The organism is Allobrachymonas wangyanguii, from assembly GCF_045055315.1.
Classification (GTDB): Bacteria; Pseudomonadota; Gammaproteobacteria; order Burkholderiales; family Burkholderiaceae_C; genus Brachymonas; species Brachymonas wangyanguii.
Genome location: NZ_CP173677.1, coordinates 1,440,525 through 1,464,358, shown reverse-complemented (window position 1 = coordinate 1,464,358; position 23,834 = coordinate 1,440,525). Strand labels below are relative to the sequence as shown.

The following is a 23,834-nucleotide window of genomic DNA, read 5'->3' as shown; positions in this document are numbered from 1 at the left end:
CGTCTGTTCCTTACAGTGCGTAGTCTTCGTATTGGCCGGTCATGGCCTTCATCACCAGCTTGCGCGGCAGGCGATCACTCAGTAGTTCGGCAAACTCGTAGACGTAGTTGCGCAGGTAGATGCCGCGCTTGAAGGCCACACGCGTCACGTTGCTGCCAAACAGGTGACCCATCGGCCGGTAGACCAGGCCCGGCTTGTTGTCTTCGGCTACCGCCATTTCGGCGATGATGCCGATGCCCAGGCCATGCAGCACATAGGTGCTGATGACGTCGGAATCGATCGCTTCCAGCACGACTTCGGGTGTCAGGTGACGCTGGGCAAAGGCCTGGTCGATGCGGGTACGGCCGGTGAACGAGGGGTGGTAGGTGATCAGCGGGTGCTCGGCCAGCATTTCGAGCGTGATGCGCTCCTGCTGCGCCAGTGGATGTGCTTCCGGGATTACCAGCACGTGCTGCCAGTCGTAGCAGGGCAGGGTGACCAGATCGGCATAATCAGCCAGCGATTCGGTGGCCACGCCGATTTCGGCGGTTTCGTCCAGCAGCATGCGCGCGACCTGGTCCGGCGTGCCCTGATGCAGGCTGATCTGTACCTTGGGGTAGAGGCCGCGCAGCCGTGCCACGCGTTCCGGCAGCACATAGCGTGCCTGGGTATGGGTGGCGGCAATGCTGAAGCGGCCGCTGTCCTGGATGCTGAATTCCTCGCCGATGCGCTTGAGGTTGGCGACTTCACGCAGGATGATCTGGATGCTTTCCAGGATGTGCTGGCCCGGTTCGGTGACCTGTTTCAGGCGCTTGCCGTGACGCGCAAAAATATCGACGCCGAGCTCTTCTTCCAGTTCGATGATGGCCTTGGACACACCGGGCTGGGAGGTGTGCAAGGCTTTGGCGGTCTCGGTGAGGTTGAGGTTGCGGCGCACCGCCTCCTGGACAAAGCGGAATTGATGCAGATTCATGATGCTTCAAGCATGAAGTAGTTGTTTTTAATTCCCAGGGATTATAAGCGGCGGCAGACTTACGTGCAGGCAAGAAAAAAACCCATTGCCGTGAAAGCAATGGGTTTGGGTGTGGTCGGAGTAAAAGGATTCGAACCTTCGACCTTCTCGTCCCGAACGAGACGCGCTACCAGGCTGCGCTATACTCCGAAGACAGAAATTATAACCCAAAAAATGCGTGTCTTGAAGTGATTCTGCATTTTCCGGAAATTTCCTCAGGCCTGACCCAGATCCTGCAGGATTTCTGCACTCAGCCAATCGGCAAAGCTGTTGCGTTGCCCGATGCCAGCCTGCAAGTGTAACTGCAAATCGGGCTGTTGCTGCTGCAGTTCACGGATCAGGGCAGGCAAATCTTCCAGCAGATGGTTGCCCTTGCCCAGAAACAGCGGAATCACGTGCAGCCGGGTCACGCCATGCTGCTCTACCAACAGGCGCACGGCCTGCTCCAGATCGGGCTGTTGCAGCTCCAGGTAGGCGCGCTGGATGTGTAGGCCGGCATCCTGCTGCCGCAGCCGCTGTTCCAGTTCATGAATCGTGGCATCCCAGCCCGGGCGACGTGAACCGTGCGCAAACAGGATCACGCCGGCTTGTGCGGCCGCCGGGCTCATCGGTTGCGCACCAGCCAGGTGAAGGCGCCCAGCGAGATCGCGGTGTAGATCAGGCTGGGTGTCAGCGCCGCCAGCCAGGGCTGCCAGCCATTGACGTTGCCGATATAGCCGAACACGTTGTTGAGCATGAAGAAGCTGATGCCGACAATCACGCCGCCAAACACCGCCGACGAGATCGCGCCGGAGCGGAAGTGCAGGTAGGCAAAAGGCAGCGCCAGCATCATCATCACCAGGCAGCTGAACGGGTAGAACACCTTGTGCCAGAACTTGATCTGGTAGCTTTGCGCCGACTGGTTGTTGCTTTGCAGGTGGTTGATATAGGTGTACAGGTCCAGCGTGGACATGCGATCCGGGTCTAGCAGGGCGGAGGAGACCATGTCCTGGCGGATGGTGGTCTGCAGCGGCATGCTGTCCTGGATGGCACGGTCCAGCTGCTGACGCTCGTTGCCGGGGATGACGGTGCTGCGCTCGACCTGGCGCAGCTGCCATTGCCCGTCCTGCAGCGTGGCCGATTCGGAACGGATCACTTCTGCCAGCAGGCCCTGGGCGTTGAAGTCGAAGATGCGGACCTGGCGCATCTCGCCGCTGGGCAGCAGTTCCTGCACGTTGACGATGCGGTCATGCTCTCCCATGCGCTCCTTCATCCAGGCGCCGGTCTGGCCGGTGGTGAGCTTGCCTTCGATGGTGGCCTTTTGCTGCTGCGCCAGGCGTTCCGAGGCCGGCGCCACGTAATCGCCGAGCACGAAGGTCAGCACGGCAAAGCCCAGACCCAGCCAGAGCAAGGTGCGCAAGGCCTGTGCCGGGCTCAGGCCGCTGGTGCGCAGGATGGTGAATTCGGACGATTGCGACATGCTGGACATGACGAAGATGCTGCCGATCAGCACCGTGATGGGTAGCAGCTCGTAGGCATGGCTGGGCATCAGCAGGCCTACATAGAGCATGGCGCTGCTCGGGCTGTATTCGCGGCCGTGGCGACCGGCAAAGGACAGCTCGCTGACGGTATCGAAAAAGAAGAACAGTGCCAGGAAGCCGATGGATACCACCAGCACCGCCAGCAGGATCTGGCGGTAGATATAGCGTTGCGAGACTCTCATGCTGCCACCTCCGTGCGTGACTGGCGACGTCGCAGCCAGCCGCCCAGCGTCCATTGCTGCTGGCGCTTGAACAGCCAGAGTACGGCGAACACGAACACGCCGCCATGCAGCACCAGCAGCGTCGGGACCAGCCCGGCCTTGCCCATCTTGATGTAGTCGCTGGCGTAGTTGAGCAGGTTGTAATAGATGACGAAGATCATCAGCGCCAGCAGCACGCCACCGCTGCGCGAAGAGCGCACGTTGAGGTTGGTGGAGGCCACCGCGAGCAGCACCAGGTTGAGTGCCGCCAGGCCCATGCCGAGACGCCAGCTGAATTCGCCCTGGAAGCGTGGCGTATCGACGGTGAGCAGGGTGGGCGTGGAAATCATGCGCGGATTGGCCTGGCGCAGCGCATCCGGGTTGTTCAGGTCGATGCCGCTGGATTGCACCTGCTGTTCGCTGATGCGCATGCCGTATTCGCCGAAGTGGCTGATGGTCAGGGTATGGTCTTCATTGATCTCGGTGCTCTGGCCATCTTTCAGCACGGCAAAGGCACCGTCTTCACGCTGCTCGATCTTGCCGCTGCGGGCGGTGATCACAGTCTCGTTATCGGCATTGCGCGTGAACACGAACAGCTTGCTGGCGTTCTCGATCTGGGTGCCGCCACGGGCGTTGCGGTCATCATCGACATAGAGCACGCGGCTGCCATCAGACGATTCCTGGAACTGCCCGGGAGCAATGCGTTCGATGTCGCCACGCGTCTGGTAGCGGCTCAGCAGTTCTTCGGTCTGGGCGTTGGCCCAGGGCCAGCCGAACAGCGACAGCGCCATGATCAGCAGCACGATCGGCCAGGAGAAGGTGAAGATCGGCCGCAGCAGGTTGAACATGCTCTGGCCGCTGGAGAACCAGACCGCCATTTCGCTGTCGCGGTACATGCGCGTGAGCGTGGCCACGACGCAGATGAACATGCTGAGCGTGAGCAGCACGTGGAAGTAGGCGAGCGTGGAAAAGCCGAGGATCAGTGCGACTTCGGACGGGCCGATGGCCCCCTTGCTGGCGTAGCGCAGGGCGCGAATCAGCATCATCGTGAGCACGATGATGAGCAGTACGAACAGCGTGGCCCCGAAACTGCGGGCCAGTTCGCGCCGGATGGAAGTTTGGAATAACATTGGCGTTACGCTAAAGCCTCAACTCAAACCGACATTATGATGAATTTTTCTCTTGCAACCTCCAACCCCCTGACCCAGGATGCCGAACTTGGCGATGTCCTGATCCTGCTGGCTGCCGATGGCCTGGATTTGGGAGAGCCGCTGACCGCAGGCTTGTCCCTGCTGGTGAAAAGGGCATTGTCTGCCGGCCACTGGAGTACCGAGTCCGGTAAGCGCCTGTCGCTCTACCTGCCCGAATCGCGCCCGGTGGCGCGCGTGGAGCTGCTGGGTATCGGTGACGGATCGCCGGCCCAGATCCGCAAGTCGCTGGCCAAGCTGGTGAAGGAGGTTGCTGCAGACCCGGTCAAGCTGGCGGTCTGCTTTGCCCAGGATGCGAGCGATGCCCAATGGACTGCGGCGATGACTTCGATTGCAGCAGGTGGCCATGTCTATGGCACGACCAAGCCGAGCGCCAAGGGCGGCCTGAAGAAGGTACTGCTGGGCGCGCCGAATGCCGGCGAGCGCAAGGGCGCGCTGGCGCAGGGCAAGGCGCTGGTGGCCGGCATGACGCTGGCGCGCGAGTGGGCGAACCGCCCGGGCAACCACGCCACGCCCAGCATGCTGGGCGAGGTGGCGCGCAACATCGCAGCCCAGGCGCAGAATGACGGCGGCCACGGCCTGCTGGAATGCGAGGTGCTGGAGCAGAAGCAGATCGAGAAGCTGGGCATGGGCTCCTTCCTGTCGGTGGCCAAGGGTTCGGACGAGCCGCCGCGCTTTATCGTGCTGCGCTATGAAGGCGCAGCCGACAGCCAACGTCCGCTGGTGTTCGTCGGCAAGGGCATCACCTTTGACAGCGGCGGCATCTCGCTGAAACCCGGTGCCGGCATGGACGAGATGAAGTTCGACATGGGCGGTGCCGCCAGCGTGCTCGGCCTGTTCGAATCGCTGCGCCTGCTGCGTCCGAAGATCAACGTGGTCGGCCTGATCCCGACCTGCGAGAACATGCCCAGCGGCCGTGCCCTGAAGCCAGGCGATGTGGTCACTAGCATGAGCGGCCAGACCATCGAGATCCTGAATACCGATGCCGAGGGTCGCCTGATCCTGTGCGATGCGCTGACTTACGCCGAGCGCTTCCAGCCGCAGGCGGTGGTGGACATTGCCACGCTGACTGGCAACTGCGTGATGGCGCTGGGCCACCTGCGCAGCGGCCTGTTCACGACCAACGATGAGCTGGCGCAAGAACTGGAGCGCGCTGCCGATGAAAGCTCCGACCTGTGCTGGCGCATGCCCATGGACGATGTCTACGGCCAGGACCTGAAATCCAATTTTGCCGACATGGCCAACGTGGCAGGTCGTCTGGCTGGCGCGATTTCGGCGGCCAAGTTCCTGGAGCGCTTTACCGGCCGTTATCCGTGGGCGCATCTGGACATCGCTGGCACCGCCTGGAACGAGGGTGCGGCCAAGGGGGCGACCGGCCGTCCGGTACCGCTGCTGCTGCAGTTTGCGCTGAACATGGCAGAACAGCCGGTCGATTTTGGCCCCTCGCAAGCCGAACAGCAGAGCCAGGACAAGCCAGCCGGCAAGAGCGCCAAGGCGGTTAAGCCAGTGACCAAAGCCGCTGCCAAGCCGGCAGCCACCAAGGCCAAGACAACTGGCAAGAGCGGCAAGCGCGCGGGCTGAATGTGACGGAAGTTGCCTTTCACTTCAACATCCCGGAGCGCTTGCGCTATGTGAGCCGCCTGCTGCGCAAGGCGGTGGCGCATTCCGAATCGGTGGTTCTGGTGGCAGCGCCCGAGGTGCTGCAGCAGGTGGATCGCCAGCTATGGCAGCTGGCACCTACCGAATTCATTGGTCACTGCCTGCTGGGGCAGCCGGAGCAGGCGCAATCGCCCGAGGCGCGCCATGCGCGCCTGTGGCTGACTCCCGATGTCAGCCAGTGTGAGCGCCACGATGTGCTGGTCAGCCTGCTGCCCGAAGTGCCGGCCGGTTTCGAGCAGTTTGCCCGCCTGATCGAGGTGGTGACGTTTGACGAGCAGGATCGCGCTCAGGCCCGCACCCGCTGGAAGTACTACACCAGCCGCGGCTACCAGATCGTGCGTCACGACGTGCAAGTTCGCGGCTAAGGGGCTTTGGCAAGGCCTTGGGGCGAATCGGTGTTTTCCCTTGAGCTTGACATATAGCTGAAAAATGGAAATCGGGCTGGCTACAATTTTTTTAACAGCCAGTCGTGACAATCCGCATCTCGCAGATGTCGGCAGCTGTCACTCTTGTGAAATGGGAGAGCACCATGCAATTTGAACTCCGACTGAGCGTTGCCGCCGTACTGGCTGCCAGCGCCCTGCTGGCAGCCTGTGGCCAGAAAACCGAAACCCCGACGGCACCGGCTGCCAGCGGTGGCGCTGCTGCTGCGGCTCCGGCAGCTGACGCCCAGGTCGTCAAGCTGGCATCCGTGGCGCCCATGTCGGGCAGCCAGGCCCACTATGGCAAGGACAACGCCAACGGCGTGCTGATGGCGGTGGCTGACCTGAACCAGCAGGGCGTGACGCTCGGCGGCAAGCCGGTACGCTTTGAAGCCGTGGTGGAAGACGATGGCGCCGATCCGAAGCAGGGCACGGCCGTGGCACAGAAACTGTGCGACTCCAAGGTCAACGGCGTGGTTGGTCACCTGAACTCCGGCACTACCATTCCGGCATCCAAGATCTACAACGATTGTGACTTGCCGATGGTGACCGGCGCTGCCACCAACCCGGCGCTGACCAAGAACGGCTACAAGACCACTTTCCGGATCATCGCCAACGACAACGCACTGGGTGCGGCGCTGGCCAACCAGGCCAAGACCTTTGGCCTAAAGCGTGTCGCCGTGATCGACGACCGTACCGCCTATGGCCAGGGCCTGGCCGAGGTGTTTGCCGCTGTGGCCAAGCAGAACGGCATCGAGGTGGTGAGCCAGCAGTTCACCAACGACAAGGCGACCGACTTCATGGCGATCCTGACGGCGGTCAAGGCGCAGAACCCGGATGGCATTTTCTATGGCGGCATGGATGCCCAGGCCGGCCCGATGCTGCGCCAGATGGAGCAGCTGGGCCTGACCACGCAGAAGTACTTTGGCGGTGACGGCATCTGCACCACCGAACTGGCCAAGCTGTCTGGTGGTTCCAAGCCGCTGCTGAACGTGGTGTGTGCCGAAGGCGGTGCCTCGCTGAGCAAGATGCCGGGTGGCCTGGCCTGGCGCGAGCGTTACGAAAAGGCCTATCCGGGTCAGTTCCAGATCTACAGCCCGTACACCTATGACGCGGCGATGCTGATCGTGGACGCCATGAAGCGTGCCGACTCTGCCGATCCCAAGGTCTACCTGGCCAAGCTGGCCGAATCGAACTACGAAGGCGTGACTTCCAAGATCACCTTTGACGCGACCGGTGACATGGTGAACGCGCCCAGCACGCTTTACCAGTACGTGGACGGCAAGAAGCAGGCCATGAACTGATCTTCAGTCAGGCCCTGACAGCAGCAAGCCACCCGATGGGTGGCTTGTCTGTTTCTGTCTGGTGTGAACGGGTGCTGCGCGTGTTCAATCCTCGGCAGCGCTGGCCGCCACGCCGGACGGGGGCGGTGGCTGCTCGATCAGCTTGCAGGTGCTGGGCACTTCGGGCGACAGCTTGACCACCTGCTGCAAGGCGAGCACGCCGTCGTACTCGACCGCATAGCCGTCCGTGGCTGGCCCCATCTGTGTGGCGTGGATCTCGACATAGACCGGCTGGTAGGCTTCGTTGGCCTGGTCGGCTTTTTCCATTGCCATGTCTTCCAGCGGCGCCAGCTGCTCCGGTTCGCCATCCAGCCAGAAAGTCTGGTTGGTATTGCAGGGCGAGAAGGTCTCGACTTCAGGACCCCAGAAGAACACGCCTTGCATCAGTGGGGCATCAGCAGCCGATGCTGCCGCGCTGGCCGGTGCGATGGCCACGGCGCTGGCAGCTGACGAAGCCGGGGCATTGGTGGCATCGCCAGCTGGCTGGCAGGCCGCCAGCAGCGTGAGTGCGGGAGGAATCAGCAGCAGCCTGCTGCGGGTAAACAATGAAGTCATGCTCGTCAATGTAGCATCAAAAAAAGGGCCGAAGCCCCTGTCACTATATACCAGCGGCGTGCTACGCCGCTTGCGGTATCAGCGCTTTTTGGTGACCAGGCCGTACACGTACAGCACGATGATGGCACCGATGATGGAGGCGATCCAGCCGGCGGCATCACCCGGACCGTACAGACCCAGTGCGGAGCCGATGAAGTTGGCCACGGCGGAACCGATGATACCGAGCACGGTCGTCATCAGGAAACCGAGGCTGTCATTGCCCGGCTTGAGGGCGCGGGCCAGCAGACCCACGATAAAACCGACGACGATGATGGAAATGATTTGCATCATGAGGAAAAACTCCCTGTTTGTTGTCAACGGCCACATACTAACCGCAAACCCTGACAGCTCTATGGCAGTCATCTGCCAGCAGGTGTGTCAGACTGTGATTACACGGCTTCCTGGCTGGCCTCCAGCGCCTCCAGCTGTTCGGAGACTTCCAGCCAGGCCATCTCGGCCTCGTCGAGGTCATCGGTCACCTGCTTGAGCTGGCGGCCGGCATCGGCAATCGCCTGCGGCTCCAGCGGCTGGCACAGTTCGGCTTCGAGGCGTTCCTTGTCGGCGCGCAGTTGCTCCATGTCCTTTTCCAGCTGCTGCTGTCGCTTGGCCAGCGGGCGGCGCTGTTCCAGGTACTGCTGGCGGCGCGCGGCCTGCAGCTTGCGCTGTTCGGCACCACTCAGGGCTGGCTTGCTGTCTGTGGCATCTGCGCTGGCGCTGTTGCCGGCGTTGAGCTGTTCGCGGCGCTGGCGTGCCACGTCCTGCAGGTAACGCTGGTAGTCGTCCAGATCGCCATCGAAGGGGCGGATGCCGCCTTCTCCAACCAGCCAGAAGTCGTCGCAGACGGCGCGCAGCAGGGCTCGGTCGTGGCTGACCAGCATCACTGTGCCGTCAAAGCTGTTGAGCGCCATCGCCAGCGCCTCGCGCGTGACCAGATCCAGATGGTTGGTCGGCTCGTCCAGCAGCAGCAGGTTGGGACGCTGCCAGACCAGCATCGCCAGCACCAGACGTGCCTTTTCGCCACCGCTCATGCTGCCCACGGCCTGGTGCACCATGTCGCCGGCAAACTGGAAGCTGCCTAGGAAGTTGCGCAAATCCTGCTCGCGGCCGGCCTGGGCGGCCAGATCCGGGTGCTCGCGCGCCAGCCGCGTCATGTGGCCGAGCGGGTGGTCATCGAGCTGCAGTACTTCCAGTTCCTGCTGGGCGAAATAGCCCAGGCGCAGGCCCTTGCCTTCGGTGATGCGGCCAGCCAGCAGCGGTAGGGCGTGCGCCACCGTCTTGACGAAGGTGGACTTGCCCTGACCGTTGGCACCGAGCACGCCAATGCGCTGGCCTGCCAGCACCGAGACGTTGATGCCCTGCAGGATCACCTTGTCCTGTTCGGTGATGGGCGGCAGCGCCTCGCCACTTTGCAGCTGGTGCTGGTGCAACTCCTGGCTGGTGCTGAAGTCCTGCAGCTCTGCGTCGAGGATGAGGTCTGGTGCCGGCTTGCCGGCAGCGCCGCGGTAGCCGAAAGCGGCATCGCGCACTGCCAGCATCGGGTTGGGCAGCTGCGGCGGTTCCTGGAATTCAAAGGTGAAATCGGCACTGGTGAGCACCGGTGCCAGCCGTTCCATGCGCTCCAGCGCCTTGACCCGGCTCTGCGCCTGCTTGGCCTTGGTCGCCTTGGCCTTGAAGCGGTCGATGAATTGCTGCAGGTGGGCGATTTTTTCCTGCTGGCGTGCGTAGGCGGCCTGTTGCAGCACGATGCGTTCGGCGCGCTGTTCCTCGAAGGCGGTGTAGTTGCCGCTGTAGCGCGTCAGCTGGGCGTGCTCCACATGCACCGTCACCTGGGTGATAGCATCGAGGAATTCGCGGTCGTGGCTGATCACCAGCAGCGTGCCGGGGTAGCGCTTGAGCCAGCCTTCCAGCCAGACCAGCGCGTCCAGATCCAGGTGGTTGGTCGGTTCGTCCAGCAGCAGCAGGTCGCTTGGGCACATCAGCGCGCGCGCCAGTTGCAGGCGCATGCGCCAGCCTCCCGAGAAACTGTTGACCGGACGCTCCAGCTCATCGATCTGGAAGCCGAGACCGAGGATCAGCGATTGGGCGCGCGAGCGCGCGTCGTGCGCACCGGCATCGGCCAGCAGCGTGTGCGCGTGGGCAATCGCCATGCCGTCGCCGCTGGCATCGGCCTGCGCCAGTGCGGCATGGGCTTCTTGCAGGCGGGAATCGCCACCGAGCACGAATTCCGTCGCGCTGTCCGTGGTTTCGGGCATGTTCTGTGCCACTTCGGCCATGCGCCAGTGGGGCGGCAGGCTGACATCGCCGGCATCTTCATGCAGGCGGTTCTGCAGCAGGCTGAACAGGCTGGACTTGCCGCAGCCATTGCGCCCGACCAGGCCGACGCGTTCGCCGGGGTTGATGCTGACCGAGGCCTTGTCGAGCAAGACCTTGGTGCCGCGCTGCAGCACCACATCCTGAAGCACGATCATGGGGTGATTTCCTTTGACAGGTTGTCCAGCAAGCGCCGGTAGATATTCTTGAGCGGTTCGATGTCGTCGAGCGCGATATGTTCATCGATCTTGTGGATGCTGGCGTTGGGTGGGCCGAGCTCAATGACCTGTGGGCAGATCTGCGCGATAAAGCGGCCATCACTGGTGCCGCCGCTGGTGGAGAGTTCGGTTTCCAGCCCGGTTTCGTCGCGGATGGCCTGTTGCGCGGCGGCCACTAGTTCGCCGGGCGGAGTCAGGAAGGGCAGGCCGCTGATGCTCCAGTCCAGCGTGTAGTCCAGGCCATGCTGCTGCAGCACAGTTTCGACACGCTGCTGCAGGCTGTCGGGCGTGGATTCGGTGCAGAAGCGGAAATTGAAATCGATCACCACCGAACCGGGGATGATGTTGCTGGCACCGGTACCGCCGTGGATATTGCTGATCTGCCAGCTGGTGGGTGGAAAAAAGGCATTGCCCTCGTCCCAGGTGGTGGCGGCCAGTTCGGCCAGTGCTGGCGCGACCTGGTGGATCGGGTTGCGCGCCAGGTGCGGGTAGGCGATATGGCCCTGGATGCCGTGCACGGTCAGGCGGCCGCTCATGCTGCCACGGCGGCCGTTCTTGATCATGTCGCCAGTCTGCCTGACGGCCGTGGGCTCGCCGACCAGGCAGTAATCGATGCGCGTGCCGCGCTGCTGTAGCGTGTTGCAGACGACCACCGTGCCATCGTGCGCCGGGCCTTCCTCGTCGCTGGTGAGCAGAAAGGCGAGGTTGAGCGCGGTATCGGGCTGCTGCTGCAGGAATTCGCGCACTGCCACCACCATGGCGGCGAGCGAGGTCTTCATGTCGCTGGCACCGCGGCCGTAGAGCTTGCCATCGCGCTGTGCCGGCTCGAAGGGCGGGCTGGTCCACTGTTCCAGCGGACCGGTCGGCACCACATCGGTATGGCCGGCCAGTACCAGTGTCTTGCCGGCATCGCCCAGGCGGCCGGGACGCAGCGCCCACAGGTTGCTGACACGGAAATCGTCCGGGCCGCTGTCGATGCGTTCGCAGGCAAAGCCGAGCGGTTCCAGCTGGCTGGCCAGCAGCGGCAGACAGCCGGCATCATCCGGCGTGACGGAGGCCAGCCGGATCAGCTGTTCGGAAAGGGCAAGGGTGTCGGACATGAAGATTCAGCAGGAGGGCAGCAGGCTGCCGGAAAAAAACAGGGGCGTGCACGGTCTGGCCGGCACGCCCGCAGCGATTTTAGGGGCTTGTCAATCGCGCAGCAGATCGTTCAGGCTGGTCTTGGAGCGGGTCTGGGCGTCCACGCGCTTGACGATGACGGCCGCATACAGGCTGTAGCGGCCGCCATCCTTGGGCAGCGAACCGCTGATCACCACCGAGCCGGCCGGCACGCGGCCATAGCTGATCTCGCCAGTGGCGCGGTCGTAGATCGGCGTACTCTGGCCAATATACACGCCCATGCTGATCACGGAGTTTTCTTCCACGATCACGCCTTCGACGATTTCGGAACGCGCGCCGATGAAACAGTTGTCCTCGATGATGGTCGGGCCGGCCTGCAGCGGCTCCAGCACGCCACCCAGACCGACGCCGCCGCTCAGGTGCACATGCTTGCCGACCTGGGCGCAGCTGCCGACGGTGGCCCAGGTATCGACCATGGAATCGGCATCGACATAGGCACCGATGTTGACGTAGGAGGGCATCAGGATGGCGCCTGGCGCAATGTAGCTGCCACGGCGCGCCACCGCCGGCGGCACCACGCGCACGCCGCTGGCCCGGATCTGCTCGTCCGTCATGCTGCCGAATTTGGTTGGCACCTTGTCGTAAAAGGCGAGGTCGCCGGAACGCATCAGCACATTGTCCTGCAGGCGAAAGCTCAGCAGCACGGCCTTCTTGATCCACTGGTGCACCGTCCATTTGCCGACATCCTCGCGCGTGGCTACGCGGAGCCTGCCGTGGTCCAGCTCTGCCAGTACATGCTCCACCGCGTCAACGATGTCTTTCGGGGCGGAGGAGAAGTTGATGTCGGCGCGGCTTTCCCAGGCGTTTTCGATAATGGACTGCAGTTGGGTCGTCATGGGGAGTTCCTGTCAGGATGGAGAAAAATCAGGGATGGTGTCCCTGGAGAAGGGTACGGAGACGCTGTGGCGCCTTCGGGCAGGGTGCGGTGCGTGCCTGTAGCAGGCCACTGCGCGGCGTGCGGCGGGATAGACAGCAAATCTGCTGGCGGAAACGGGATACCGGGAGTTCTGGTGAGCCGCTGCCTGCAAGGGCAAATGTGCCATCTAGACCCGCGAAGCGCAGATGCGCGGTGGGACAGGCTTGCAGCAGTCGTGGGCGGGACTTCATGGTGGCGCAGCGGGCAGCCCGCCGCGTCAGACGGCGGGGGGAACAGGTATGATGCGTTTTTTTCTGACTCTGTATTGTAAGAGCCCGGGTGCCTGACGCAACAGGGTACGCGGGCTTTGCGCTTGACCACGTGCGACTGAATTCGATCAAACTTTCCGGCTTCAAGTCCTTTGCCGAACCGACCCATTTCGAGCTGCCCGGGCAGCTGGTGGGCGTGGTAGGCCCCAATGGCTGCGGCAAGTCTAACATCATGGATGCGGTGCGCTGGGTGCTGGGCGAGAGCAAGGCCAGCGAGTTGCGTGGCGAGTCGATGCAGGACGTGATCTTCAACGGCACGACCACGCGCAAGCCGGCATCGCGTTCCTCGGTGGAACTGGTGTTTGACAACGCCGATCACCGCGCCGGCGGCCAGTGGGGCCAGTTCACCGAGATCGCGGTCAAGCGCGTGCTGACGCGCGAGGGCGGCAGCAGCTACTTCATCAACAACCAGCCGGTGCGCCGCCGTGATGTGCAGGACGTGTTCCTGGGTACCGGCCTGGGGCCGCGTGCCTACGCCATCATCGGCCAGGGCACGATCAGCCGCATCATCGAAAGCCGCCCCGAGGAATTGCGCCTGTTCCTGGAAGAGGCGGCTGGCGTCAGCAAGTACAAGGAACGCCGTCGCGAAACGGAAAACCGCCTGAACGACACACGCGAAAACCTGACGCGCGTGGAAGACATCCTGCGCGAGCTGGACAGCAACCTGAGCCGGCTGGAAAAGCAGGCTGCGGTGGCCGAGCAATACCACCAGCTACAGGCGGCCGGCACGCGCCGGCTGCACCAGATGTGGTACCTGAAACGCGCCAGCGCGGCGGCCGACCAAGGCAAGGTGCAGGCCGAAGCAGATGCCGCCCGCAATGCGCTGGAAGAGCGCATGGCCGAGGTGCGCAGCACCGAAGCCGGGCTGGAAAGCATCCGCCAGGCGCACTATGCTGCCGGCGACCAGGTCAACCTGGCGCAGGGCAAGCTCTATGAGGCCACGGCTGAAGTCGGCAAGCTTGAAGCCGAGATCCGCTTCGTGACGGAAAACCGCCAGCGTGCCGAACTGCGCCTGCAGCAGCTGCAAGAACAGATCGCGCACTGGGACGAGCGCCGCCTGGAGGCCGAGGCCGAGCAGGAAGGGCTGGCGGCGCAGGACATGGAATCGGAAGAGCGCGAGGCGATCCTGCAAGCGCAGGTGGAAGAGCAGGCGATGCAGCTGCCGGCGCTGCAAGAGGGCTTGCGCCACAGCCAGCAGCGCAGCAACGAACTGCGTGCCAGCGTTAGCCAGGTGCAGCAGCAGATCCAGGTGCTGGCGGCCGAGCAGCGCAGCATCGAGGAACAGCTGCGCCAGCAGAACCAGCGCCGCGAGCGCCTGCTGGGCGACCGCAAGGCGCTGGCTGCGCCCGAAGAAGCGCGCCTGCTGCAGATGGACACCCAGCTCGCCAGCAGCGGCGAACAGCTGGAACTGGTACAGGCGCAATTGGCTGAACTGCAGGACCAGGTGCCGCAGCTGGATGAGCAGCGTCGCAGCGCACAGCAGGGCCTGAACGCCGAATCGGGCAAGCTGGCCGACCTGACCGCCAGGCTGGAAGCGCTCAAGGCGCTGCAGGAAAAACTGAAGACCGACGGCAAGCTCGCGCCCTGGCTGCACAAGCATGGGCTGGACGGCATGCAACGCCTGTGGTCGCGGCTGCAGGTCGAATCGGGCTGGGAAAACGCCATCGAAGCCGTGCTGCGCGAGCGCATGGGCGCGCTGGAAGTCTCGCGGCTGGACAGCATCCGTGCATTTGCCAGCGATGCACCGCCAGCCAAGCTGAGCTTCTATAGCCTGCCGCAGGCGGCCAGGACCGCCGCAGCCGGTGCCGTGGCGCTGCCGGCACTGATCGATCTGGTGCGCGTGCACGATGCCGGCCTGCAGGGCTTGCTGGCCGAGTGGCTGCACGGCTGTTACGTCGCCAGCACGCTGGATGAAGCGCTGATCCAGCGCGATCAGCTGGTTGCCGGCGAACTGATCGTGGTGCGCGCCGGCCATGTGGTGAGCGCCCACAGCGTGGATTTTTACGCCCAGGACAGCGAACAGGCCGGCCTGCTGGCGCGCGCCCAAGAGATCGAGAACCTGGAAAAAGCCTTGCGTGCGCAGCAGCTGATCCACGAAGAAGCACGGCTGGCACTGTCGCGTGCCGATGCCGGCTATGGCGATGCCAGCCAGCGTCTGGTCAGCGTGCGCCGTGAGGCAGCGCAAGCACAATCGGCACACCATGCGCTGCAGGTGGAGCACTTGCGCCTGCAGCAGCAATCCGAGCAGATGCGCGCCCGCAGCGAACAGATTGGCGCTGATCTGGAAGAAATCGATGCCTTGCTGGAAGAGCTGCAGATCCGCCGCGCCACCGCCGAAGGCCGCTTTGAAGAGCTGGACATGCAGCTGGCCGATGTGCAGGAGCGCCACGCCCAGTCCGAGGACCAGGTGATGGCCGCCGAGCGCAAGCTGTCGGACAGCCGCGAACAGCAGCGCAGCCTGGAGCGTGCGGCGCAGGAAGCGGTGTTTGCGCGCCGCAGCCTGCAATCACGCGCCGGCGAATTGCAGCGTACCCTGGCTACGGCCAGCCAGCAGGCGCATTCCCTGCAGGCGCAAATCGAACAGGCGCAGCAGGATTTGCAAGCCATGACCGCCGACCAGGCTCAGGACGGCCTGCAGGATGCGCTGGAGCGCAAGGCCGAGCGTGAGCTGGATCTGGCCGCGCGCCGCAGCCAGTACGAAGACCTGAGCGCCAGGCTGCGCGCCAGCGACGAGCGCCGCCTGACGCTGGAGCGCGAGCTGGATCCGCTGCGCCAGCGCATCACCGAGCTGCAGCTGAAGGAGCAGGCCGCGCGCATCGGCGTGGAACAGTTCAGCCAGTCGCTGCAGGAAGCCGAGGCCGACGAAGCCGCGATCGCGCAAGGCATCGAGGCAGAAGGCGTGAAGCTGCAGGGCCTGCAGGGCGAGATCGACCGTATCCAGCGCGAGATTGCCGCCCTGGGTGCGGTCAACCTGGCCGCCATGGACGAACTGATCAGCGCACGCGAGCGCAAGACCTTCCTGGATGCGCAATCAGCCGACCTGCTCGACGCCATCACCACGCTGGAAGACGCGATCCGCAAGATTGATGGCGAAACGCGTGAGCTGCTGGGATCGACCTTTGAGACCGTGAATGAGCACTTTGGCCGCATGTTCCCCGAGCTGTTTGGCGGCGGCCAGGCGAAGCTGATCATGACCGGCGATGAAATCCTCGATTCCGGCGTGCAGGTGATGGCGCAGCCGCCGGGCAAGAAGAACCAGACGATTCACCTGCTGTCTGGTGGCGAGAAGGCGCTGACGGCAATCGCGCTGGTGTTTGCGATTTTCCAGCTCAACCCGGCACCGTTCTGCCTGCTGGACGAGGTGGACGCGCCGCTGGACGATGCCAACACCGAACGCTATGCCAGGCTGGTGACGCGCATGAGCGCGGAGACGCAGTTCCTGTTCATCAGCCACAACAAGATCGCCATGGAAATGGCCCGACAGCTGATTGGCGTGACGATGCAGGAGCAGGGCGTCTCGCGCATCGTGGCCGTCGATATGGAATCCGCCGTTACCATGGCCGATTCCGGGCCGGTTTGACCTAAGATACGGCCAAGTCATACGGAAATCCCATGAGTTACTCCCTACAAATCGGTCTGGCAGCGGCAGGTGGCGTGGTGCTGGCAGGCTTGGTGCTGCACAACGCCCTGCAGGCGCGCAAGGCGCAGCCGCGCCAGGCCGAGCCCGAAACCGCCACGCCGCTGCATGAAACCGCCGATGCCGGCGCCATCGTGCCCGGCGAAGCCGAGCGCCAGGAGCCGTTGCTGGATGAAGCCACTGCCGCCGCGATGGACGAGACTGCCACGCCTATCACGCTGCAGGTGCCGGTGCACCAGGAGCGCCGCCTGATGCTGGATCCGCTGCTGGACGCGCTGGCGCCGATCCTGCTCGATGAAGGCGCGCTGGTCTCGGGCGATGCCGCTTTGGCAGCCTTGCCAGCCACGCGCCGCGTGGACAACAAGCCATTTGCCGTGGAAGGCCGCCTGAAGGATTCCGGCGACTGGGAATACCCGCAGCCCGGCCATCTGTATGACGGCTTCCAGGCCGGCGTGCAGCTGGCCAACCGCAGCGGCGCGCTGAACGACATCGGTTTTTCCGAGTTCACACTGAAGGCGCAGGATTTTGCCGATGCCATCAACGGCTCGGCGCGCATCCCCGACATGCGCAACGAGGTGCACCGGGCGCGTGAACTGGACCAGTTTGCGGCCAGCCACGATGCCCGCCTGCACTTCGTGCTGCGCGCACGCCAGGCTGCCTGGAGCATCGGCTACCTGCAGCAGACCGTGGCGCGCCTCGGATTCGTGCCGGGGGCACTGCCGGGCCGCTTGGTGCTGCCGTCCGGCACCGAAGGTGCGGCGCCACTGCTGAGCCTGGAATACGACACCCAGGCGGCGCTGGCCGAAGACCTGGAGCAATCCGCCATCTACGAGGCGCTGCTGGGCCTGGAAGTCACGCATGTGCCAGCCGAGGAGCGCCCGTTTGCGCGCATGTGCGAAATCGCGCTGCAGCTGGCCGAAGAGATGGGCGGCAACGTCACCGATGGCAATGGCATCCGCATCATGCCGGAATCGATGGAGAAGATCGCGCAGGAACTGGAAGGCCTGTACCAGGAGCTGGACGAGCGCGGCTTCCCGGCCGGTTCGGACCTGGCGCGCCGACTGTTCTCATGAGCACGCCTGACCTGTTTGCCGCGCAGCCCGATCCGCTGCAGCCGGCGCGTGAACGTGCCGCCGTGCTGCGGGCGCAGCTGCACCACAACGCCTACCTCTACTACACGCTGGACGCGCCCGAGCTGCCCGATGCCGAATACGACCGGCTGTTCCAGGAGCTGCAGGCGCTGGAGCAGCAGCACCCGGAACTGCTGACCGCCGATTCACCGACGCAGCGCGTGCTGGGCCAGCTGCTGCCGGGCTTTGCCACGGTGCGGCATGCGGTGCCGATGCTGTCGATCCGCACCGAGACCGATACCGAGGCCAGCGGCGTGATCACCTTCGACACGCGCGTGCGCAAGGAGCTGGGCCTGACGCCGGAAGAACCGCCGATCGAATATGCCGCCGAGCTCAAGTTTGACGGTCTGGCCGTGAACCTGCGCTACGAGCAGGGCGTGCTGGTGCAGGCTGCCACGCGCGGCGATGGTGAGCGCGGCGAGGACATCACGCAAAACGTGCGCACGATTCGGCAGATTCCGCTGCGCCTGCGTGGCGACGCGCTGCCGGCCGTGCTGGAAGTGCGCGGCGAGGTCTATATGCGGCGCGATGCCTTCGAGGCACTGAACGAGCGCCAGCGCGACAAGATTGCCCAGGGCGCGAAGAACGAAAAAACCTTTGTCAACCCGCGCAACGCCGCCGCCGGTTCGCTGCGCCAGCTCGATCCGGCCATCACGGTGCAGCGCCCGCTGAGTTTCTATGCCTACGCCTGGGGCGAGGTACAGGGCTGGGACGCCATGCCCGACAGCCACAGCGGCGTGCTGGATGCACTCGACGCCTTCGGCCTGCCGGTGTCGAAAGAACGCGTGGTGAGCCAGGGCCCGCAAGGCCTGATTGCCTTTCACCAGCAGATTGCCGAACGGCGTGACCAGCTGCCCTTCGATATCGATGGCGTGGTCTACAAGGTCAACCGCATCGCGCTGCAGCGCCAGCTCGGCTTTGTCAGCCGCGAGCCGCGCTGGGCGGTGGCGCACAAGTACCCGGCGCAGGAAATGCTGACCGTGGTGCGCGGCATCGACGTGCAGGTCGGCCGTACCGGCAAGCTCACACCGGTGGCCAAGCTGGAGCCGGTGTTTGTGGGTGGCGTGACCGTGACCAATGCCACGCTGCACAACCAGGAAGAGGCGAACCGCAAGGATGTGCGCATTGGCGATACCGTGGTGGTGCGCCGTGCCGGCGACGTGATCCCCGAAGTGGTATCGGTGGTGCTTGAGCAGCGCCCTGAAGGCACGGTGCCGTTTGCCATGCCCGATGCCTGCCCGGTCTGCGGCAGTGCCGTGGCACGGGAAAAAGGCGAGGTCGATACCCGCTGCACCGCCGGCATCTATTGCAGCGCGCAGCGCAAGCAGGCCGTGTTGCACTTTGCCCAGCGCCGCGCGCTGGACATCGAGGGCCTGGGTGACAAGCTGGTGGAGCAGCTGGTGGACGGCGAGATCATCCGCAGCCTGCCCGATTTGTACACGCTGCAACTGGAGACCCTGTCCGGGTTGGACCGCATGGGCGAAAAATCCGCGCAAAACCTGCTGGATGCGCTGGACAAGAGCAAGTCGACCACGCTGGCACGCTTTGTCTACGGCCTGGGCATACGCCATGTGGGCGAAACCACGGCCAAGGATCTGGCGTGCCACTTTGGCAGCCTTGATGCCTTGCTGCAGGCCGATGAGGCCGCGCTGCTGCAGGTGCCTGATGTCGGCCCGGTGGTGGCCGACAGCCTGCTGCGCTTCATGGCCGAACCGCACAACCGTGAGGTGCTGGAGCGCCTGCGTGCGCTGGGCCTGCACTGGCCGGAATCGGAAGGCCAGGCTGCTGCCCTGGAAAGCGCCAGCCCGCTGGCCGGCAAGATCTTTGTGCTGACTGGCACGCTGCCCGACATGGGCCGTGACGAGGCCAAAGAACTGCTGGAAGCCGCCGGCGCCAAGGTCACCGGCAGCGTGAGCAAGAAGACCGATTACCTGGTCGCCGGTGCCGAAGCTGGCAGCAAGCTGGAAAAGGCGCAATCGCTCGGGATCACGGTGCTGGACCAGCAGGGCATGCTGGATCTGCTGGCGCAACAGGGCTGAGCTGATTCCCATTGTCACAATGCGCGGGGGCTTTCGTGATAGCCTAGCCCTTTGCATTAAAAAATCGTGACAGGAGAAAGGGAATCGCCATGGATCAGGAAATCGAACTGTGTCTGGCGCTGCCGGCAGAGCTGAACTCGGCTTTTATCCAGAAACTGTCCAAGTTGCTGCCCGCCGCCGGCAAGCCGGTGCAGCAGGACCTGCTGAGCATCTATTACGACACGCCCAATATGGACCTGCAGCGCCGCGACATGGGCCTGCGCCTGCGCCAGAAGGGCAACCAGTGGATCCAGACGGTCAAGTATGGCCAGTCCGCGGGTGCAGGCCTGAACGCGCGCGCCGAATTCGAGCACATCACGCACGGCCCGGCGCTGGAGCTGGCCAATATTGCCGATCTGGATGCGCGCAACTTTCTGTGCGATGACAAGATCGCCACGCGCCTGCAGCCGGCGTTTACCACGCGCGTGCAACGCACGCTGTGGGAAATCGAGGACAAGCAGGGCAATATTGTCGAGGTCTGCCTGGATGTTGGCCATGTGTCCTGCGATGACCGCAGTGCGGTGGTGAACGAGGTCGAGGTCGAGCTCAAGCAGGGCAAGCTCGAAGCCATGTTTGCCGTGGCGCTGACGCTGGCCAAGACCTTTCCGCTGCTGCCGCAGCCGCGCAGCAAGGCCGAACGCGGTGCGCGCCTGTTCACGCAGACGCCGATCAAGCCGGAAGGCGCCAAGCTGCCCGAATTGACGCCCGACATGAGCCCGATCGAGGCACGCCGCCTGATCAAGATGGAATGCCTGCGCCACCTGCAGGCGAACCTGCCTTGGGTCGGCCAGGGGGATGACATGGAGTTCATCCACCAGGCGCGCGTGGCAATCCGCCGCATGCGCTCGGCCAACAAGGCGTTTGCCGCGCTGCCGGACGATGCCACCTGGAACCGCCTCGAAAACGGCCTGCAGGCGCTGGCGCAGATGCTGGGTGACGTGCGCGACCGTGACGTGCTGGTGCACGAGACGCTGGCCCGCATCGAGCCGGCTTTTGAGGGCAAGATTCCGCTGCATGTGGTGCAGCAGGCCTTGTTGCAACAGCGTGAGGAGCTGATCCAGAAAGTGCGCACGGCGATGCATTCGCCACGCATTGGCACGCTGCTGCTGCACCTGCTGGCCTGGCTGCATGTGGACCATCCGGAAGACTCCGCTGCCGATGGCGTGGCGCTGAAGGATTTTGCCCATGCCGCGCTGGACAAGCGCTTGGCGTCGGTCGAGAAGTTTGCCAAGCGCTGGGAAAAGCTGGACGAGCCCGAGCGCCATACGCTGCGCAAGCACGTGAAGAAGCTGCGCTACAGTGCCGAGTTCTTCTCCAGCCTGTACCCGCAGGCGCGCGTGAAGAAGTTCCTGGGTTCCTACCGCGACGTGCAGGAAGCGCTGGGCCTGATGAACGATGCCGTGGTCAGCCGCGAACTGCTGCAGCAACTGGCGGTGCAGCAGCCGGCGGTGGCCTTTGCTGCTGGCGCCGCCGCTGGCTGGGAAGAACACATCGGCTATCTGGCGGTAGAGGAAATCATGCCGGCGCTGCAGGAAATGCGCTCGGCCAAGCCGTACTGGTAAGTCTGGCAGCTGCCACGCCTGATTCCCGATGCCCGGCAGCCGGATGGCTGGCCGGGCATGCCTGTCTTTGCAGGGGCGTCAGCCTTGCCCCAGCAGCTGGATGCACCAGAAGGTCAGGAAGCCGCCAAACAGGATCAGCGTGAAGTAGGATTTTTCTTCTACTTCGTGCGCTTCCATCAGCAGCTCTTCGGTGACCAGATAGAGCAGGGCGGCGGCGCTGAAGGAGAGCACGGTGCCAATGGTGTCGTGCGAGGCCTGTGCCAGCAGCAGGCTGCCGGCCAGGGCGCAGCCGAGCACCGTCAGGCCCAGGGCGCCGGAGACGGCCACGATTTTCCAGCCACGGATCTGGTCCGATGCTAGCGCCAGGCCGAGGAACAGCAGTTCCACCGACAGGCCCAGCGCCAGGATCATGCCGGTTTCACCGCCTGCGGCAAATCCGGCGCCGATGATGAAGCCATCGACAGCCACATCGATGAAGGTGGCCAGCAGCAGGCCGGCGGAGCTGGCAGCGGCCACGCACCCAGTCAGTTTGGCGCGTTGCTCGGCAGCATGTTCCAGCCGCAGGCTCCACAGCTTGAGGCCGTACATGAACAGGCTGCCAGCCGCAAAAGCGGCAATGATGTGCCAGGGTTGCGGGTGTTCACGCGCGATTTCGGGTAGCAGTTCCACCGCCAGGGCCGCCAGCACCACGCCTGCGGCAAAGTGCTGGATCATGCTGCGGGTCTGATGGCCTGGCGACCAGACGGCAGCCAGCAAACCGCCCACCAGGGCGACCACGGCGGGAATGGCCATCAGGAGGAAGGGGGAGGTGGACATGCCTGTTGCTCGGTGAAAAACACCCCTGCGTCAACACATGGCGCCCGGGACGGGTGCAAATAGGGCTCGAGCACCATCTGCTTCTGGTCCCTTGGCGTACCTCAAACATTGCGGTAACACCCGGCAATTTCGCGGCTCGCTTCTGCGTTGCCGAACCAGCAGCGCAGAAATTTTACGCCTTGCAGGGGAACGCAGGTCGCCACACTTCAAGCCTGGCGCCTGTTCCATTGCGATTCCCGGGAACAATTTAACGGGATCGCGGCTTGTGTTGTCCGGCCACTCACAATGTTGGCTACGACTGGAGGGTAGGGTGATATGGCCTGATCTACACATGAATTACGCACCGAAACACCATGAGGTAGAATCAGCCCCTCTGTAGCCTGGGTGGTGGAATTGGTAGACACAAGGGACTTAAAATCCCTCGGCGCAAGCTTTACGGGTTCGATTCCCGTCCCAGGCACCATATTGGCTTGATTGTCATCTGCAAGATTGGCTCAGGTCGATATCGACCAAGAACCTTCCAAAGTGTCACAAGCCGCATGACACCCCGGAAAATCCGGAAACACTACCGCCCACGCTGTGGCAGCATTTCCGGGATACACATAAACGGGATACCGCATGGCAGGCTCCGGGTTCAAAACCCGAATAATATGCCCGCCCTCCGTACTCAGCCAGCGCGACGTTTGCGCACCGCAGTTGCCAACTCGCGCAACACCGGCTCCGTCTGCGCAAAACTGATGCACGCATCCGTAATAGACACGCCACGCTTCAGCTCGCCCTGGCCCAGATCCTGACGGCCTTCTTCCAGATGGCTTTCGATCATCACGCCGGTAATGCGGGCGTCGCCGCCAGCGATCTGGCTGGCCACGTCGGAGGCGACATCGATCTGGCGCTGGTGCTGCTTGCTGCTGTTGGCGTGCGACAGGTCGATCATCACCTGCGGGCGCAGCTTGCTGGCTTCCAGCGTTTCGCAGGCGGCCTGCACATGGGCGGCATCGTAGTTGGGCGTCTTGCCACCGCGCAGGATCACGTGGCAGTCGTCATTGCCGCGCGTCTCGAAAATCGCTGCCTGGCCCATCTTGGTCATGCCCATGAAGGCATGCGGCGATTGCGCCGAGACGATGGCGTCCACTGCCACCTTCACGCCGCCGTCGGTGCCATTCTTGAAGCCCACCGGGCAGCTCAGGCCCGAGGCCAGCTGGCGGTGGCTCTGGCTTTCCGTGGTGCGCGCGCCAATCGCGCCCCAGGCGATCAGGTCGCTGATGAACTGCGGGCTCAGCAGGTCCAGGAACTCGGTGCCGGCCGGCAGGCCCAGCTCCACGATCTCCAGCAGCAGGCGGCGCGCGCGCTCCAGGCCTTCGTTCATGGCAAACGTGCCGTCCAGGTGCGGATCGTTGATATAGCCTTTCCAGCCCACCGTGGTGCGCGGCTTTTCGAAATACACGCGCATCACCACCAGCAGGTCTTCTGACAGCTCCTGCGCCAGCGGCAGCAGGCGCTGCGCGTACTCGATCGCCTGGTCATGGTCATGGATGGAGCAGGGGCCCACCACCACGATCAGACGGTCATCGCGGCCGTGCAGCACATCGCTGATGGCCTGGCGCTGCTGCTCCACGCGGTCGATCAGCAGGTCGCTCACCGGCAGGCTTTCCTGCAGCAGCGCCGGCGTCAGCAGCGGGCGCACGGCGCGCATGCGGGTATCGTCAATACGGGTGGTGTCGTGGGTGGTCTGGGTCATGTCGTCTCTATCCGTAGCTATAGTGTGGGTCTCGCCGCATTGTA

At 63.9% G+C, this 23,834-nt stretch carries 19 protein-coding genes and 2 tRNA genes; 8 read left to right on the top strand and 13 right to left on the bottom strand.

From position 1 onward, the window contains the following. Positions 1–10: 10 nt before the first annotated feature. From ACI3EV_RS07075 to lptF, 5 genes are all read right to left on the bottom strand, one after another. The gene (locus ACI3EV_RS07075) at positions 11–952 is read right to left on the bottom strand and encodes a CysB family HTH-type transcriptional regulator (RefSeq protein WP_337691277.1); all 942 of its coding nucleotides are present in this window, start codon (positions 950–952) and stop codon (positions 11–13) included. A gap of 112 nt (positions 953–1,064) precedes the next feature. Continuing rightward, a tRNA-Pro gene (locus ACI3EV_RS07070) sits at positions 1,065–1,141 on the bottom strand. A 65-nt stretch (positions 1,142–1,206) separates the two neighbouring features. Further along, a complete protein-coding gene (locus tag ACI3EV_RS07065; protein WP_337691275.1) occupies positions 1,207–1,599 on the bottom strand; it encodes a CbiX/SirB N-terminal domain-containing protein in 393 nt (130 codons plus the stop codon). Beyond that, positions 1,596–2,693 carry an LPS export ABC transporter permease LptG gene (gene lptG, locus ACI3EV_RS07060; RefSeq protein WP_329771548.1) on the bottom strand — a complete coding sequence of 366 codons (1,098 nt, stop codon included), beginning with the start codon at positions 2,691–2,693 and terminating at the stop codon, positions 1,596–1,598. Before lptG ends, ACI3EV_RS07065 begins: the two co-directional genes overlap by 4 nt. Then, the gene (lptF, locus tag ACI3EV_RS07055; RefSeq protein WP_337691272.1) at positions 2,690–3,841 is read right to left on the bottom strand and encodes an LPS export ABC transporter permease LptF; all 1,152 of its coding nucleotides are present in this window, start codon (positions 3,839–3,841) and stop codon (positions 2,690–2,692) included. The genes lptG and lptF overlap by 4 nt, the downstream gene beginning before the upstream one ends. Before the next feature lie 39 nt (positions 3,842–3,880). Here lptF and ACI3EV_RS07050 point away from each other — a divergent pair, with 39 nt between their 5' ends. The 3 genes from ACI3EV_RS07050 to ACI3EV_RS07040 all read left to right on the top strand — a co-directional run bounded on the left by ACI3EV_RS07050 (position 3,881) and on the right by ACI3EV_RS07040 (position 7,304). Then, entirely contained in the window at positions 3,881–5,500 is a 1,620-nt protein-coding gene (locus tag ACI3EV_RS07050; RefSeq protein ID WP_405197977.1) for a leucyl aminopeptidase, read from the top strand. 2 nt (positions 5,501–5,502) lie between these two features. Next, positions 5,503–5,943, top strand: a complete 441-nt coding sequence (locus ACI3EV_RS07045; protein WP_329771545.1) for a DNA polymerase III subunit chi — start codon at positions 5,503–5,505, stop codon at positions 5,941–5,943. A 164-nt stretch (positions 5,944–6,107) separates the two neighbouring features. Next, positions 6,108–7,304, top strand: a complete 1,197-nt coding sequence (locus ACI3EV_RS07040; RefSeq protein WP_337691267.1) for a branched-chain amino acid ABC transporter substrate-binding protein — start codon at positions 6,108–6,110, stop codon at positions 7,302–7,304. Between the two features lie 84 nt (positions 7,305–7,388). Here ACI3EV_RS07040 and ACI3EV_RS07035 read toward each other — a convergent pair whose 3' ends face one another. From ACI3EV_RS07035 to dapD, 5 genes are all read right to left on the bottom strand, one after another. After that, entirely contained in the window at positions 7,389–7,898 is a 510-nt protein-coding gene (locus ACI3EV_RS07035; RefSeq protein ID WP_337691266.1) for a hypothetical protein, read from the bottom strand. Between the two features lie 78 nt (positions 7,899–7,976). Then, positions 7,977–8,225: a GlsB/YeaQ/YmgE family stress response membrane protein gene (locus ACI3EV_RS07030; protein ID WP_337691386.1), complete on the bottom strand. Its 249-nt coding sequence runs from the start codon at positions 8,223–8,225 to the stop codon at positions 7,977–7,979. 101 nt (positions 8,226–8,326) lie between these two features. Continuing rightward, entirely contained in the window at positions 8,327–10,405 is a 2,079-nt protein-coding gene (locus tag ACI3EV_RS07025) for an ATP-binding cassette domain-containing protein (protein WP_337691264.1), read from the bottom strand. Beyond that, complete coding sequence (gene dapE, locus ACI3EV_RS07020) at positions 10,402–11,565, bottom strand: succinyl-diaminopimelate desuccinylase (RefSeq protein WP_329771541.1); 1,164 nt, start codon at positions 11,563–11,565, stop codon at positions 10,402–10,404. Before dapE ends, ACI3EV_RS07025 begins: the two co-directional genes overlap by 4 nt. A gap of 90 nt (positions 11,566–11,655) precedes the next feature. Further along, entirely contained in the window at positions 11,656–12,480 is an 825-nt protein-coding gene (gene dapD, locus ACI3EV_RS07015; protein WP_329771540.1) for a 2,3,4,5-tetrahydropyridine-2,6-dicarboxylate N-succinyltransferase, read from the bottom strand. Positions 12,481–12,881: 401 nt separating this feature from the next. On the opposite strand from dapD, the gene smc reads away from it, so the two are divergent. From smc to ACI3EV_RS06995, 4 genes are all read left to right on the top strand, one after another. Further along, positions 12,882–16,409: a chromosome segregation protein SMC gene (gene smc / locus ACI3EV_RS07010; RefSeq protein ID WP_337691260.1), complete on the top strand. Its 3,528-nt coding sequence runs from the start codon at positions 12,882–12,884 to the stop codon at positions 16,407–16,409. 32 nt (positions 16,410–16,441) lie between these two features. Next, on the top strand, positions 16,442–17,539 hold the full coding sequence (locus ACI3EV_RS07005; RefSeq protein WP_329771538.1) for a cell division protein FtsZ: 1,098 nt from the start codon (positions 16,442–16,444) through the stop codon (positions 17,537–17,539). Continuing rightward, positions 17,536–19,635 (top strand): NAD-dependent DNA ligase LigA, encoded by a 2,100-nt coding sequence (gene ligA / locus ACI3EV_RS07000; RefSeq protein ID WP_337691258.1) that lies wholly within the window; start codon positions 17,536–17,538, stop codon positions 19,633–19,635. The genes ACI3EV_RS07005 and ligA overlap by 4 nt, the downstream gene beginning before the upstream one ends. Positions 19,636–19,724: 89 nt before the next feature. Then, positions 19,725–21,236, top strand: a complete 1,512-nt coding sequence (locus ACI3EV_RS06995; RefSeq protein ID WP_337691256.1) for a CHAD domain-containing protein — start codon at positions 19,725–19,727, stop codon at positions 21,234–21,236. A gap of 78 nt (positions 21,237–21,314) precedes the next feature. On the opposite strand, the gene ACI3EV_RS06990 is transcribed toward ACI3EV_RS06995, so the two are convergent. Further along, a complete protein-coding gene (locus tag ACI3EV_RS06990; protein ID WP_337691254.1) occupies positions 21,315–22,052 on the bottom strand; it encodes a zinc permease in 738 nt (245 codons plus the stop codon). 378 nt (positions 22,053–22,430) lie between these two features. Here ACI3EV_RS06990 and ACI3EV_RS06985 point away from each other — a divergent pair. Continuing rightward, positions 22,431–22,515, top strand: a tRNA-Leu gene (locus ACI3EV_RS06985). A gap of 31 nt (positions 22,516–22,546) precedes the next feature. On the opposite strand, the gene ACI3EV_RS06980 is transcribed toward ACI3EV_RS06985, so the two are convergent. Both ACI3EV_RS06980 and ACI3EV_RS06975 read right to left on the bottom strand, forming a co-directional pair. Continuing rightward, positions 22,547–22,672 carry a type II toxin-antitoxin system HicB family antitoxin gene (locus ACI3EV_RS06980; protein WP_337691252.1) on the bottom strand — a complete coding sequence of 42 codons (126 nt, stop codon included), beginning with the start codon at positions 22,670–22,672 and terminating at the stop codon, positions 22,547–22,549. 47 nt (positions 22,673–22,719) lie between these two features. Continuing rightward, entirely contained in the window at positions 22,720–23,790 is a 1,071-nt protein-coding gene (locus ACI3EV_RS06975) for a 3-deoxy-7-phosphoheptulonate synthase (protein WP_337691250.1), read from the bottom strand. Positions 23,791–23,834 lie beyond the last annotated feature (44 nt).

Bases quoted from the DNA above. Each gene is read 5' to 3' on its own strand.
- ACI3EV_RS07065 (WP_337691275.1), bottom strand. From the start codon at position 1,599: ATGAGCCCGGCGGCCGCACAAGCCGGCGTGATCCTGTTTGCGCACGGT.
- dapD (WP_329771540.1), bottom strand. From the start codon at position 12,480: ATGACGACCCAACTGCAGTCCATTATCGAAAACGCCTGGGAAAGCCGC.
- ACI3EV_RS07025 (WP_337691264.1), bottom strand. From the start codon at position 10,405: ATGATCGTGCTTCAGGATGTGGTGCTGCAGCGCGGCACCAAGGTCTTG.
- ACI3EV_RS07075 (WP_337691277.1), bottom strand. From the start codon at position 952: ATGAATCTGCATCAATTCCGCTTTGTCCAGGAGGCGGTGCGCCGCAAC.
- ACI3EV_RS07040 (WP_337691267.1), top strand. From the start codon at position 6,108: ATGCAATTTGAACTCCGACTGAGCGTTGCCGCCGTACTGGCTGCCAGC.
- ligA (WP_337691258.1), top strand. From the start codon at position 17,536: ATGAGCACGCCTGACCTGTTTGCCGCGCAGCCCGATCCGCTGCAGCCG.
- lptF (WP_337691272.1), bottom strand. From the start codon at position 3,841: ATGTTATTCCAAACTTCCATCCGGCGCGAACTGGCCCGCAGTTTCGGG.
- ACI3EV_RS06975 (WP_337691250.1), bottom strand. From the start codon at position 23,790: ATGACCCAGACCACCCACGACACCACCCGTATTGACGATACCCGCATG.
- ACI3EV_RS06990 (WP_337691254.1), bottom strand. From the start codon at position 22,052: ATGTCCACCTCCCCCTTCCTCCTGATGGCCATTCCCGCCGTGGTCGCC.
- ACI3EV_RS07005 (WP_329771538.1), top strand. From the start codon at position 16,442: ATGAGTTACTCCCTACAAATCGGTCTGGCAGCGGCAGGTGGCGTGGTG.
- ACI3EV_RS06980 (WP_337691252.1), bottom strand. From the start codon at position 22,672: ATGCGGTATCCCGTTTATGTGTATCCCGGAAATGCTGCCACAGCGTGG.
- ACI3EV_RS07030 (WP_337691386.1), bottom strand. From the start codon at position 8,225: ATGCAAATCATTTCCATCATCGTCGTCGGTTTTATCGTGGGTCTGCTG.
- lptG (WP_329771548.1), bottom strand. From the start codon at position 2,693: ATGAGAGTCTCGCAACGCTATATCTACCGCCAGATCCTGCTGGCGGTG.
- ACI3EV_RS07050 (WP_405197977.1), top strand. From the start codon at position 3,881: ATGAATTTTTCTCTTGCAACCTCCAACCCCCTGACCCAGGATGCCGAA.
- ACI3EV_RS06995 (WP_337691256.1), top strand. From the start codon at position 19,725: ATGGATCAGGAAATCGAACTGTGTCTGGCGCTGCCGGCAGAGCTGAAC.
- ACI3EV_RS07035 (WP_337691266.1), bottom strand. From the start codon at position 7,898: ATGACTTCATTGTTTACCCGCAGCAGGCTGCTGCTGATTCCTCCCGCA.
- dapE (WP_329771541.1), bottom strand. From the start codon at position 11,565: ATGTCCGACACCCTTGCCCTTTCCGAACAGCTGATCCGGCTGGCCTCC.